10 protein-coding genes are annotated in these 13,717 nt (G+C 35.4%); 2 read left to right on the top strand and 8 right to left on the bottom strand.

Features of this window, described 5'->3' with window-relative positions:
- Positions 1–251 precede the first annotated feature (251 nt).
- Positions 252–3,851: a hypothetical protein gene (locus H6622_09965; GenBank protein ID MCB9061836.1), complete on the top strand. Its 3,600-nt coding sequence runs from the start codon at positions 252–254 to the stop codon at positions 3,849–3,851.
- Positions 3,852–3,940: 89 nt separating this feature from the next.
- Here H6622_09965 and tnpA read toward each other — a convergent pair whose 3' ends face one another.
- On the bottom strand, positions 3,941–4,393 hold the full coding sequence (gene tnpA / locus H6622_09960) for an IS200/IS605 family transposase (GenBank protein MCB9061835.1): 453 nt from the start codon (positions 4,391–4,393) through the stop codon (positions 3,941–3,943).
- Between the two features lie 150 nt (positions 4,394–4,543).
- On the opposite strand from tnpA, the gene H6622_09955 reads away from it, so the two are divergent.
- Positions 4,544–5,872, top strand: coding sequence for a transposase (locus H6622_09955; GenBank protein MCB9061834.1), 1,329 nt, complete (start codon positions 4,544–4,546; stop codon positions 5,870–5,872).
- A gap of 103 nt (positions 5,873–5,975) precedes the next feature.
- Here the strand turns inward: H6622_09955 and H6622_09950 are convergent, their stop codons facing one another.
- From H6622_09950 to H6622_09920, 7 genes are read right to left on the bottom strand one after another with little or no spacing between them, the layout of a single operon-like run.
- Complete coding sequence (locus tag H6622_09950; GenBank protein MCB9061833.1) at positions 5,976–7,154, bottom strand: radical SAM protein; 1,179 nt, start codon at positions 7,152–7,154, stop codon at positions 5,976–5,978.
- Positions 7,155–7,157: 3 nt separating this feature from the next.
- Positions 7,158–8,201: a uroporphyrinogen decarboxylase gene (locus H6622_09945; protein MCB9061832.1), complete on the bottom strand. Its 1,044-nt coding sequence runs from the start codon at positions 8,199–8,201 to the stop codon at positions 7,158–7,160.
- A complete protein-coding gene (locus tag H6622_09940) occupies positions 8,201–8,905 on the bottom strand; it encodes a response regulator transcription factor (GenBank protein MCB9061831.1) in 705 nt (234 codons plus the stop codon). The genes H6622_09945 and H6622_09940 overlap by 1 nt, the downstream gene beginning before the upstream one ends.
- The gene (locus H6622_09935) at positions 8,902–9,813 is read right to left on the bottom strand and encodes a HAMP domain-containing histidine kinase (protein MCB9061830.1); all 912 of its coding nucleotides are present in this window, start codon (positions 9,811–9,813) and stop codon (positions 8,902–8,904) included. Before H6622_09935 ends, H6622_09940 begins: the two co-directional genes overlap by 4 nt.
- On the bottom strand, positions 9,804–11,084 hold the full coding sequence (locus H6622_09930) for a glutamate-1-semialdehyde 2,1-aminomutase (GenBank protein MCB9061829.1): 1,281 nt from the start codon (positions 11,082–11,084) through the stop codon (positions 9,804–9,806). The genes H6622_09935 and H6622_09930 overlap by 10 nt, the downstream gene beginning before the upstream one ends.
- Positions 11,085–11,100: 16 nt before the next feature.
- Positions 11,101–12,684: a hydroxymethylbilane synthase gene (gene hemC, locus H6622_09925; GenBank protein MCB9061828.1), complete on the bottom strand. Its 1,584-nt coding sequence runs from the start codon at positions 12,682–12,684 to the stop codon at positions 11,101–11,103.
- Positions 12,677–13,594 (bottom strand): hypothetical protein, encoded by a 918-nt coding sequence (locus tag H6622_09920; protein ID MCB9061827.1) that lies wholly within the window; start codon positions 13,592–13,594, stop codon positions 12,677–12,679. The genes hemC and H6622_09920 overlap by 8 nt, the downstream gene beginning before the upstream one ends.
- Between the last annotated feature and the right edge of the window lie 123 nt (positions 13,595–13,717).

Below are 13,717 nucleotides of genomic sequence, written 5' to 3'. Positions count from 1 at the left end.
ATTCTCAGGTCGTTACAAAATTATCTCAAAAGCGCCAACTACAGGACACAGTTCTTTGTAAAACTGAAATTTCGCTTCAGTAATAACTATCTAATTTTTAATAGATTTTAAATTTGTTTATCTTGGAAACTGATCAATTCATTAGAATGTATGAATTGGGGAATTCGGGGTAAAAACAAGATTAAATTACTCAGTATATAGCGTTTTTATTCCGAAGAAATAGAGGGCCAATTATATTAGAGGGGTCGTGTGTGAAACTACTAACTTGGGCAATATTGATTGTAGTTCTTACTTCTTGTGTACCACAAAGTGGTGGTTCTAAGAAATCTCAAATTCAAGACAAAACTCAACAAAACTATGCCGGAAATAAGCTATTAGACACTGAACAGGATGTTTTCGATAATTTCAAGGATCAAAATAACGGACAGATGAGCTTAAATCGTTGGGTCGATACAGAACAAATCGATGCTTCAAAGGTTCTTTTTGATCTATACCCTCAATCAGGAATGTCTTGTCGTGAATGGCTTGAGAGTCAACCAGAGGTCAATGAACTAAAATCAGCTAAAGTTAAAATAAGCATTTCGGGCAATTCAACAGAGTATGTCTTGAATAACTCTTGTCCATACAAAATTGATTTTATGGGTAAGGAATCTTGCCAGGATCTTCCTATTGATTTTAAAAACCCTGTTGCGACACCGGTCGCAAATTGTGTTGATCAAGAATATTCAGCTTTCAAACTAGAATTTGAAATTAAAGAAGTCAATGATCAATCTGTTGAACAAAAAAATGCGACTGTTGTTCCTGATTGGATTTTAGCGTACTTTAAAAATATTACCAGTAAATATGCGAGTTTAGGTATTAATGTGGATGATTATGCTTATCGCCTAGCACAGGGATATGGGGACAATGAAGGTTATAAAGAATCTCACTTCCTTCAAGAAATGCAGAGTTTGCAGGGCGATGAGCAGAAAAATATAGATGTAGGTTCCACAAGTCAGTTATTTCAAACTCAAAATGTGAATAGCAATTCAACTACTCAATTAGAGCAAAGAGTAATCGTGTGGGGACATTGTTCAGGATCAATACCAGATAATACACTGATTCAAAGAGGCGATGATGGTGTGCTTGACAGCACAGCTGTGCCCAATACAGTTGACTGGCAGTTTTCACAAGATAACACATCTAGAAAGTGTGAGTACAAGTGTAAATCTGGTTATGTTTATCAATCAATGAGTAAAACATGTACTGTCTATGTTGAACCACCTGCTCCTCAAAAAAATATTGAACCACTTAAAGAAATCCAAAATGAGTTAAGCAATGAAATGAAATCAGTTGCCATGTTTTCAGTAAATGCGGCATGTATTAATCCTCCCTCTGGCGAAAGAGGGGCCAATAATTGGGACTCCCATGATTCAACAGATGAACTTGATTTATCCCAGGATACGAATTGGCAACACTTCAGCGTTGATGCGGCCGATAATAAATGTGAGTTTCACTGTGGTATGAACAGAGGATGGGACGTAGCAACCTCTTCTTGTGAAATATGTTCGAATGGAAAAAATGAGCAGAGCGATATTTGTAATGTAGACAACTCAAATCTAGAAATTTCAGATACCACATTGGGACTAGTCTCTAATAAACTTTATACGAATAGTGGTTATGAATGTGTTGAAAACACAAGATCAACCAAAATTGATTGGTACTGTACAAAAATTATTACAGATCAGACATCAGACTTCTCTGTCAATGATATATCGATAACTCAAAACTGGTATGATGGTAAGGGATATTGGTATGAAGGAGAAAAACCAATTATCACAATCGATTTTCCAGAAGATAAATTAGGTTTCATTGATCCAGATGGAGATCGTGTTGAAGGTAGATGTTATATTCCTGGAGGATATAAGTTTGTTCAATTGGTTCCAGGAGAACAGAAAATATTAGATAATCTCGCAAAATCATTTGAAATACAATGTAATGAATATCTTCCAGGTAAAGCGCATGCTGTCTATATTTATTCGGATGGTTCGACCAGTGATTGGTACAATGAAGCAAATTATTTGATTGTTCACAATAAAACAATTGATTTTAGCTACAGAAAAATAGATCAGGTTGAGGGAAATATTGAATTTTCTACTGATACAGCAATAAATGGTGGTGATTCTGTGGATTACAAATACACCGCTAAAAATGTGAGTGTATGTTGGATAGATGTCCACTTTCCTTGTCAAAAAGAGGCCTCAGATAATGATGGTTTTTATTCAGCTTGTGAAACCTATAACAGTTCTCCAGTTGGTTCTACTCAGTATAATGAGTATTATGGAGAGAGTTACGGAATCGGCAGTACCAATTATCCACGTTTTGTAGAGGGATTTGGAAAAGCACCAGGTCCTCTCAACTCAAGTATCAGTAAAAGTGGATCAATTAAGATAAAATCTCCTTTTGGAGTAAATGCCTCTATGCAGTTAAAATGCTTAGGTGAAGGACACACGGGAGGGGTAAGTATCTCTAATGAAAACGGTAGCACTGAAACTTATCCTAAAAAGGATTCAGCAGGGAAATTTATTGAGGATATAAACCAAAATGATATTCAGAAATATTATTCTTTCAGAAATAATGGAGGAATAAGAGGAATGGAAGCAAGTTATTCAGATGGAAAACATCCTTTTTATCAAGGTGGCAGTACTTTTAATACTAAAAGAATTGGTAAACCTGAACTTGTGGAATTCTCAGCATCATTTGGGGCGAATGGAGAAGAAGGTCTACAAATAAACGTAAAAGATAATAAAGTCGATTCTGTAAATGTTAATTTGGTCGGTTTTTATCAGGTTAAGCATTCAAAAAGTTGTAAGCTAGAGGCCATTTATCAAAATAATTCTGGCCAAGATATAACTGTTGTATTGAAAAATTTCGAAAATAATCAAGATAACAATAAGGCAGAGGACAAATCTGATTACAGAAAATTGTTTCAACAAAACTTAAACTTTACGCAGGGATTTTCTATACCATCAAGTTATAATTTAACCCAAACATACTTCGAAGAAAACTTTAGAGTTAGTTTAAAATGTCGTAATGAAGTTTATGACTTCCAAGAGTTAAAAGTGCTTACTCATAATGGGGCGTCAACAATAGCATATTCGACTTATGAAAATCCACCAGAAACAACAATTGAAAACGAACCTGATCCAGTTAGTTTTCCGCAATCCCAACCCCAAGATACACCAGATGGTGAAACTGAAGATGTTGAAGAAGTCGTTCAAAATACTATGATTAAATGCACTAAATATAATATTAGTGGACAATTTAATACAACAAACGTCCAAGATATTTCATTCACGATTACTGAGGCGGCAACAAATAGTCCAGGAAGTGGGGCCAGTGATGCAATTGATAAGTGTATTAAGGCCATATCAAATGTCACTTGTGTGAGTGGTTATGAATACAAGAATGTAAATTGTCTCACTCCCGTTGATTCGTCAGCTCCAACGATTCCTGAACCAATAAGTATTTCCAAAGGAGAAAAATTATCAGATTTGTCTCTAAATGCAACAGACGGTACTTATTGTAAGACAAAAATTGGTAAAGATAATGGGATACTTTTATTACAATACAGAAGAGGGAGCAATGGGCAAGTCAAAACGTTAAGAGCTTTAACCCCTACAACAGGTTCAAGTGCAACGACGTCTTGGACTTTAGATAATAATGGATATATAAAGGCCAGAACGAATGGAGTTGAAACATATTCTGAAGGTATATTTGATTCAGGATCCCTTGAAATTGCAAGTGATCTGACATGTCATTTGAAATTCAAAAAGGGAGAAGAGACATTACTAGATAAAGTCCAACAATAGTTTACTTTGTGTATGCTGTTTGAACGCGAGTTTTGCGCAATCTCAGATGCTTTAGCCCTGAGTCAAGCAAAACGCCCTTCGGTGAGAATTTACGACTTCATTGATTTAGATTTTTTTGCGTGTTTTTCTTCTACTGGTATTCTTTGATTTTCTATATATTTTCTAACAATATCAATAGGCGCTCCACCAACAGAAACAACACAATAACTTGGACTCCAAAAATGATCTCCCCATAATTTATTTTTTACAGAAGACCAAAATTCTTTCCTCATAAAATAAGATGTTTTTCCCTTAATTTTTCCAACAAAATTGGATATTGCCCATTTGGGATGGATATTGACCATTACGTGGATATGGTCATCTTCGCCATTAAATTCGATTAGTTCACAACTCATCTGTTCGCAAGTCTCTTTTATTAATTCTTCGCACCTGTTTAACATATCATTATTAAAAATCTTTTTTCTATATTTTGGAATTAAGACTAGATGAACATAATTCTTAAAAACACATTTTCTTCCAGTTCTCCATGGGTAATCGCTCATTTTAACCTCTATTTTATAAGTTAGATTAGACATTTATAATACATTGTGATATATCATATCAAGTAGAAAAATTGGGAGAATGTATTGTTAAGCGGTATTAAATTTCACATACAACCCACAAAGGTACAAAAAGACATTTTGTGTTCTTGGATGGGGGGCGCAAAATTTGTTTGGAATGCAAAATGCGATGAGGACCGCTACCTTAGGAAATTTGCGAGAAAACATCTCTCAATTGGTACCTATCCAAAACCTGATCAACAATATTCACAGTACAAAGACGATGTTTTATCACCTTTTTTAAAAGATGTTCCCTCACAGATACTTAGAAACTCAGTTTCAAATTGGTATGCTTCATATCAACAGTTTTTTAAAATCCCCGAAAGAGGAAGACCTAAGCGAAAAAAACATGGTAGAGGAATGACGATTCACTTAACTCGTGAACTATTTAGAGTTGATAACACATCAGAGGGGCTAAAATTATTTATCGGAACTCAGAGGAATAACATAGGTTATTTGGCGGTGAATTGGCACGATAAAAAGTGGCTCCAGTACGGCCTTCCAAATTCCCTTAGAATTAAAAAACTTCCATCAGGAGAATTTACAGTTTCCTTTTGTTATGGAAAAGAAGAAAAGAAAAACGCTGAGAAGTCAGATAGAAAAGAGTGGCTTGAGTATATCCAAAAAAATAAAACACAAGACGAGTTAGAGTCTGAAATTGTTGGGATAGATCGTGGTGTTAAAATCGCCGTTGCTACGGACGAAAAGGACCTTCATTTTAAAGACCATGCTCTTAGTGGTTTAAAAAGATATCAAAATCGAATTAAACGTCAGCAAGAAATGTTTGCAAGACAAAAACAAAAAGATTCAAAGCGTCGTCAAAAGAGAAAATTAAAAATAGCAAAACTTCATAAAAAAGTGGCGAACATTCGAGAAAACTCAATTCATCACATCACAAGAGAACTTGTGGATTTGGAGGATAAAAAAATTTATATTCTCGAAGCACTTCTGACTAAAAATCAAACCAAAAGTGCAAAAGGTACAAAAAAGAAACCAGGAAAGAGGGTTAAGCAAAAATCAGGTTTAAATCGAGAAATTTTAAACGTTGCCTGGCATAAAATCGAAACCCAGTTAAAATACAAGGGCCGAAGAAAAGGAAAAGTTGTTTTCAAAATAAATCCAGCATATACATCACAAGAGTGTGCCAACTGCGGCCACACTCACTCGGACAACAGATTGTCCCAGAGCGAATTCAAGTGTGTATCGTGCGGTCATATGGATAACGCTGACAGAAATGCAGCAAAAGTCATCAAAAAAAGAGCAGTAAAATTGTTACTTAACTCTGGAACGGAGTTGTCTGACAAAGGTGTTTTGCGCCCAAAATCAGATAGTGGACGAGGAGCCAAAATAAGACCGGATGCGGGGAAACCTAAAAGGGCACAGGTGTCGAGTCGTCAAAAAAGAAAACGAGTTGCGGCTTAGGTCGCTAACGAGTTGGAAGCTCGCTTGCTTTAGCTGCGAGTAGTTCACTTGATATTTCTGATTGCTATTGTCTATGAATTCGTAAGGGAGAATGATTCATCTTCTACAAGAGAGATAAAGCTTTCTTAAGCAGGAGACGCTCTGATTGAGTTTTTGTGATATTGCAGCTTAATTTTTCAAATAATTTACTTTTATTGTATTCTTCTTCGTTTCGAGAGTGAGTTCTTTCAATTGGCCAGTTATCATGTTCAAGCATGGACAAATATTTTGGGTAGGCCCTTGTATTTTGAATGAGTACATCTTTTGTGTGTCCAATGGCCGAAGGCCCAAGAGGAATCAGAATCTCTGAGCGATTTGGGTAATGTCCCATATAGGTTCTTGATAACTGTTGATTTAAATAAAGTTGATATCTTTTTGAATGTTTATGCACATAATGGCCAAAGCTAATGAGCTCATAGCTAAGCTCTCTCAACGTATTGTGACAGGCCAGTTGCATTTCTACTAATTGCTCAGCTGGAAATTCTTTACCCTCACCAAATGCGTTTTTCCCCTTAGTCTGCCAGGGTACATTGAAAAAAGGGTAGAGTGTGACGCTGTCTGGTTTCAGTTCCCAGTTTCGGCCCATTGTGTGGATGAGTGACTCTGGAGTTTGATAGGGGAGACCATATATAAAATCTAGATTGATATGTTTGACATTATGTTCTCTAAGTAGATCTAGGGCCTCTTTTATTTGCTGAAATTTTTGAGGACGATTAACGTTTGTAAGCACTAATTGATTAAAATCTTGCACTCCCATGGACACATTCTGAACATTGTAGTCCATTAGAAAATGAGAAAGATCATGATCAATAAAGCGAGGATCTAGTTCCATGTGGATTTGGGTATCCTGATACAATCCTAATTTAATCAATGAATTCATGAGTATCTTAAGTTCAGTTGGATTTAGAAAATTTGGAGTCCCTCCTCCTAAAAAAAGATTCTTAAGCTGAGGTCTACCCAAATTTGAATAAAAAAGAGTTTCACGCTCAATAGAAGATAAAAAATGTTCAACCAAAAGATGATCTTTGGTTACATTAATATTACAGCCACAAAAAGTACAAAGTGTCTCGCAAAATGGAATGTGAAGATAGAGATCAAACTCATTTTCAAGTTTAATCTCATTTTCTATTGATTTTAACCACAGATGTGAATCAGCTTGATTATTCCACTGACTCACAAGGGGGTAATTCGAAAATCTTCCGACGATAGAGAGTGACTCTATAAGCTCTTTTTTTATATCCATGTCTTAATAATGAAAGTTATTATGTATATACTCAACAGCTTTTTTTACATTTTCTTTTGGAGTATGTTGAAGAACTCCATGTCCTAAACCACAAATCCACTTTGAAAAATTCACGTTTTCTTTCTGAAGTTGATTCCAGGTATCATCTAGTTTTTTCTGAATATGTATCCAATCTCTGTGAAGAGTCACAGGATCAATATTTCCCTGTATATAATAGCGATCACCAAGTTCATTCAACGCTTGAGAGAGATTTACTCGCCAATCAATTCCTAGTACATCAATGTTCTTATCTTCAATAGCATTTAAGTAGTCTAAATGAGTATGCTTAGAATAATAAACTATTTTCTTGTCAGGATGGAGTTTTTTGAATTGTTGAGATACATTTTTTATTGTTGGAAGAGCAAACTCTTTAAATTGTGATAAATCTAGTTCTCCTACAGCTGTATCAAATAAACAGATTGCATCTGCCCCGCCTTGTGCTTGTAAAGACATTTCCTGAACGAGTTCAGGGATGAGAACTTCCATGAAAGACTGAAATCTTCCATCGTCAAATCCTATTTTTGAACTCACAAGGTTTCCTGAATGTGACCCTTCAACAGCGTAAGTATAAAGGGTAAAGGGAGCACCCACAAAACCAAGCAGTGTTTTATTTTGTGGGAGTCTATTTCTCAATAACTCACAAGCTGTTTTTTGAAATTTATAAAATATTCCTGAATTTTCAGTAACTTCAATTTTTTTCAAATCTTCCATTGTTTGAAGATGCGTTGACAGCCTTGGTGGGCCTTGTAAATAGTTGAGACCTAGATTTAATTGTTCTAATGGAAAGAGTAAATCTGAAAACAAAATGGCAGCATCAAAATCGAACTCATCAATTGGGCCCATTGTCACTTCACAAGCAAGTTCTGGATTTTTACACATCGTCATAAAATCTGAATTTTTTTTAATGTTCTGGTAGTGATCATGATAGCGTCCGGCCTGTCTCATAAACCACACAGGTATTTGAGTTTTTCCATTTGCATTTTTTAATCTCTCTTCAAATAATCCCATTACTCATCCTCTTTTATAATTAATTTATATCCAATACTTCTTACACTTTGAATTTCAAGATTTTTATGTTCATCTGTCTCACACCATTTTCGCAATTTAACAATATAATTATCAACTGTACGATTTGATGGATAACTATCGTTAATAGACCAAATGTTTTCGATGATTTCTTCACGAGACAAGACATTTCCTTTTTCTTTATAAAGTAGTTGTAAAATAGCACACTCTTTTTGTGAAAGAGGTATAATTTCACCATGGGCATCTTGAACTTCATATTTCTTGAACCAAATTTTTAAGGGCCCAAAAATGAGCTCTTTTGGCAATTCATAGGCCTGAGCTTGCTGGCCTAAAATTTTATTGAGCCTAAGTACTAACTCTTTTAAGGCAAAAGGTTTCGTAATGTAATCTTCAGCTCCAATTTCAAGCCCTTCAACTTTAGTTTGAGGATCATTAAGTGCTGATAAAAATAATAACGCAAAATCCTTTCTTTGATTTCTGAATTCTCTTGCAAGATCTAATCCATTCCCATCGGGCAGTCCGATGTCCATCAATACAATATTTGGATCCTCACTTTTAAATAATTCTTTGGCATTTGAAACAGTATCGGCCCAAAAGGTATCGTACTCGAGTGTCTTCAAGTACTCTTTTAATGTTGCTCCTAGATTTGTTTCATCCTCTACAATGAGAACTTTGGTCATCATCATAAACTGGCCCCTGTGGACTTTGGAAAAATGAGTTCAACACAAAAGGGAGAATAATTTTTAATCTTCATATCACCATGCATTTTTGACATGAGTTTATCTATAAGATAGAGCCCAATTCCTGAACCTTTTTTTGAATTATGTTTGTAAAAAAGAGTGCCAATTTGATCTTTTTCACCTTTAAAATCACCACTATCTGTGTAGAAAATTCTGTTGAAGTTATTGTCTGTTTTTAATTCTATTTTACATTTCTTTTCCTGAGAATAGCGTTTAGTATTTTCGAAAAGGTTTCTAAAAATAAGCTCTAATGCAAATTCATCTACATTAAGAAGTAAATTCTTATTGTCTGAATGCACCATTTGAACGTTAATTTCAGGGGCCCATCTTTTATGAAATAATTCAATTAGACTATTAACTTCAACTTTTACAAGGTTGAAATTTCCATCAAGTTCTAATCGTGAGAGTTGTAAGACTTTATCGAGCTGAGTTTCTAAATTTTTAGTATCATCTATCAGACGATTGATAAGCTTTTTAGTTTGCTCCTGGTCTTTTGTATCCTCCAAAACCTCGGCCTGTAGCCTCACACTTGCCAGAGGTGTTTTAAGCTCATGGGTCATGGCCGCAAAAAACTTCTGGATAGACTTATTACGCATTCGGTCCTGTTGAATCAGATAAAAAAGAGCAATCGATATGATTAGGATGGCCGCGAAAAAAACCCCCCCTTCCCATTTTATCATCCAGGTAAAACGATCGTAATTGAAAGTTGATGAGTCGATTTCTGCTAAACGTTTAAGTGCATCTCCCAAAGAAAAGAGTAAATATATCCACCATCCACCCAGGAGGAAGAGAAAAAATGACCAAGCAATGGCCAGAAGTTGAATAGTATCAATTTTTTGCTTGTTTAGCTCCATAATCTCTTTCTGAGATCATCTAAAACCAAATCATTATGAGAGGCACTCATAAATCCAACTTCATATGCGTTAGGAGATAGATAAATTCCCCGAGTTAAGAGTTCTTCAAATAGAGGTGCAAATAACTCCGTGAGGTTAGAGGGAATGTCACTTACTTTTCTAATATTATTTTTTGGCACAATCCAAAACAGAGAACTTTTACTGATGAACTCAAAATGAGAGAACACACCATTTTTATAGTTCTGAAGCCAATCTAAGAATATTTCTTTGAGACGTTGGGTTTTTTCTTCTAAATTCTTGTAAAATTCATCATCAAGTTTTTCAAGAGTCGCAAGCCCCCCAACCATCGCAAGAGGGTTTGCACTTAGAGTTCCGGCCTGGTAAACGGTTCCAATTGGAGCTAGATGAGACATGATCTCTTTTTTCGCAGCGACTGCACCCACTGGAAGTCCTCCTCCAATTACTTTCCCATAAGTAACGATATCTGGTGTTATTCCCGTTGTTTGGGCCATCCCTCCAAAACCTAGTCTGAATCCTGAAATGACTTCATCAAAGATCAACAATGATTTATTTGCTATAGTTATCTCTCTGAGAAATTCTAAAAACTCTACATCTTGAATAAGTAGTCCATTATTGGCCGGAAGTGGCTCAATGATAATGGCGGCAATATCATTGCCGTTTCGTTCGAAACATTCTCTGACACCATCTACATCTCCAAGTTCCAAAATGAGTGTATCTTTCGCAATACTCTCAGGAATTCCAGCAGAGGAGGCCTCTGCACTACCGGCCAATCCTGAGCCTGCCTTAATTAACATCGAGTCAACATGTCCATGATAACAGCCGTTGAATTTTAATATTTTTGATTTATTTGTAACACCTCTAGCGAGTCTAAGGGCCGTCATAACTGCTTCAGTTCCAGAATTAACAAAACGAATTTGATCAATAAAAGGAATTTTTTCAACGATGAGTCCTGCGAGCTTTAATGAATAGGGTTCACACGCTCCATAACTCCATCCGTTTTTTAGAGCATCAACAAGTTTTTCTTCAACTGTTTCGTCTTTATGTCCTAGAATTAAGGGCCCAAAAGACATACAAAAATCGATATAGGAGTTACCTTCAGTATCGAAAATGTAAGCGCCTTGGGCCTTTTCAATAAATCGTGGAGTTGTATGTAAACCTTTAAAGGATCGAACTGGTGAATGAACTCCACCTGGTACAATCATTTTAGAAAGTTCAAATAATTCATTTTGGTCACTTGGTATTTTGTTCATGATTTCTCCAAAGTTTTCAAGATATTGCTTGATCAAACCAATTTTTAAAATGTTCAATACTAGATATGGGTGTCACTTTTTGATTGTGTTTTTTAAAAGTTTCAAAGGTTTTACCTAATCCACAGAAGTGAAGATATTCTTTGATTTCAGGAAACTTATCTGTGTAAATTTCAAACTGTGGGTAACTCGTCCAATAAAAAGCTCGGCATTTTTTTAAATGATTATTATAGTCTTCATCGGTTTCAAGAATTTTTCTTTCATAAACTTCAACAGTCTGTCCAAGATCAGAAATTGATTCAGAATTAGTAAGAACAGACCAGCCGGTATTATCATCAGATCGAGTGAGGATCTGTATAGTTTGTGAATTTGCTAGATTTTTAAGTTCTTCACTTCCAAGACCATCTGCACATCCGTTTGTCCAAAAACCTTTTTTTGCTAAAGATTTCATTGTTTTTGTTCCTGCTCCCCAGATTGATTTATATGGAAAATCTTCTTTGAGTGAATTTATTCCATGTGCAGTCGTTAAAAAAACATGATGATCCTTATTAGTGAATTCAGTAGCAATAGAATCCTTTTTAATCATTTCATCAAAAAGAAAATGGTGAGTAGTGCACAAATCAATTTCTCTTTTTGCAGGCATACCTATGAAGGCCATAGAATTTTTTGGTAGATCATTTTTTTCAAATCTATTTTCGAGATAATTTTCAGATATATTTTGTTTTATTCCATCTCTTTCAATTTCACCCTTCGCAATATGAAGAAATTCACCGCTAATTTTTCTCACATTTATACCTACGGCCAGATGGCAACCACCCCCATAGCTATTAAACAATTTTCTCTCTCTCGAAACACATTCTTCTGTTTCTGTATGGTGAATAAGTTTAAGCTTATTTAAAAGTTCTCCATTATCTTCTCTGGTTGAGAGAATTTCTATCCCTAGGGCCCCTTGTGAAGCAGCAGATGGAAAAGTTGATTGGGGAAGCACCATAAAATTTAGACCATCGAGTAATGGAATAAGTTGTTGTCTTGATTCTTTAGTAATTGCAAGTCTTTCAATTCCGGCCAAGGCCAATACGATAGCATCAAATTCTCCATCTCTGAGTTTTTGAATTCGTGTATTTACGTTTCCTCGAAGCATTTTTGTTTTTATTTTAAGTTTTTCTCCAGCAGGAATATATTCACCAAAAGAGGATTCAATATTTGTAATACGTCTTGGAGAACTTGTTCCGACTATAAATGTCTCTTTGTCTGCAAGTTTATTTATTGCTGACTGAGAAACTAACATAATATCATGAGCATAGCTTCTTTTTGTTACTGCTGCTAATTTTATACCTTCGGGCCGCTCACTTCCTAAGTCCTTATAGGAATGTACAACTAAATCAACTTCTCCGTTTAATAGGGCCATGTCTAATTCTTTTGTAAAAAAGTCTTTTCCGTCTAATTGCCACAATGGTTTTGATGTGTCTTCATCGCCTTGGGTTTTAATGACTTTTAACTCAAACTGCTCACCTGTTAAACGCTCAAGTGCAACTTTAACTTGCCCACACTGAGTGAGTGCGAGCAGACTTCCCCTAGTTCCTATAATATATTTTTTAGACAAGATGCAAATCCTCCCAACCAAACGGATAATGAACCGAGAAACTGTTCAGTCGTTTTGAAACCAGTTTTTCAATTTCTTGTTTGGCCATTCCTATTTTTACTTCCTTCTTTGAATCCAATTGGTTTCCAAATTTAAACACATCTTCAAGCAGATGGACCCCTTGTTCTGGGCCCCGTAGAGTTTCAATGATTGAAGGTGACCCAAGATCAATAAAGGCCTTATTTGGATTCGTAATAATATCCCATCCATCAAAAAACTCATCATAAAAAACTATCTCATCTGCACCAATAGTATTCACAATATAAGGAAAAGATTGATATCGTTCAATATCTCGCCAGTCAACAAATTCAATAGAAAATAGATTGCAAAGTTCTCTTACTTTGATTTCATTCCTTGCACTTAAGTAGATGTGATTTCTTTTTGAAAGTGAAGTTAGAACATCTTTGGCCAATTTACCAGATCCCAGGATAAGAATCGGGCCATTGTAATTTTGCGAGTCAATGATTTTTTTTGTTATTCCTGCATATGATTGCTGACCTATTTCAACAAGATGCTTGGTTCGAATCTCTTTGGCATCTTTGAGAAGTTTTTCAATAATGCTCATTATATGGGTATTTTTTTTGGGTAACTTTTTATAATTGTCATAGGCCTCTTTAACCTGGGAAACAATTTCATTCTCTCCTGTGAGTCGACTTTGAAGGCCACAAATTATTTCTAAAAGGTACTGATATCCTGATTGTCCATTAAATACCTGCATTTCATTACAGATTGTTTTTAGTCCATAAAGAGGCATATTATTTAGTCCAAGAACAACCGTCCTTTGACAAGTTGATAAAGTAAAAACTTCTCCTTCATTTTTCCCCGTATCTAGTCCTGAAGGCAGATTAATGACTTGCAATTTAGTTAACATAAACATCCCTTAGCATTTATATATCAGAACTAGTTCGAAAGATTGTCATAGAAATGTAGATGAGGCAAATTGCGCGTCGAGTTGTTTGTTTTCATTATTTGCGAAAGTAGACATGTAGCAGGA

It is taken from the genome of Halobacteriovoraceae bacterium, from assembly GCA_020635115.1.
In the GTDB taxonomy this organism is placed as follows: domain Bacteria; phylum Bdellovibrionota; class Bacteriovoracia; order Bacteriovoracales; family Bacteriovoracaceae; genus JACKAK01.
The sequence above is the reverse complement of the archived record's forward strand: the minus strand, read 5'-3'. Positions and strand labels throughout refer to the sequence as shown.

Excerpts from the sequence above, each read along its gene's own strand:
- tnpA (MCB9061835.1), bottom strand. The coding sequence starts at position 4,393 with ATGAGCGATTACCCATGGAGAACTGGAAGAAAATGTGTTTTTAAGAAT.
- H6622_09955 (MCB9061834.1), top strand. The coding sequence starts at position 4,544 with ATGGGGGGCGCAAAATTTGTTTGGAATGCAAAATGCGATGAGGACCGC.
- H6622_09950 (MCB9061833.1), bottom strand. The coding sequence starts at position 7,154 with ATGGATATAAAAAAAGAGCTTATAGAGTCACTCTCTATCGTCGGAAGA.
- H6622_09945 (MCB9061832.1), bottom strand. The coding sequence starts at position 8,201 with ATGGGATTATTTGAAGAGAGATTAAAAAATGCAAATGGAAAAACTCAA.
- H6622_09940 (MCB9061831.1), bottom strand. The coding sequence starts at position 8,905 with ATGATGATGACCAAAGTTCTCATTGTAGAGGATGAAACAAATCTAGGA.
- H6622_09935 (MCB9061830.1), bottom strand. The coding sequence starts at position 9,813 with ATGGAGCTAAACAAGCAAAAAATTGATACTATTCAACTTCTGGCCATT.
- H6622_09930 (MCB9061829.1), bottom strand. The coding sequence starts at position 11,084 with ATGAACAAAATACCAAGTGACCAAAATGAATTATTTGAACTTTCTAAA.
- H6622_09920 (MCB9061827.1), bottom strand. The coding sequence starts at position 13,594 with ATGTTAACTAAATTGCAAGTCATTAATCTGCCTTCAGGACTAGATACG.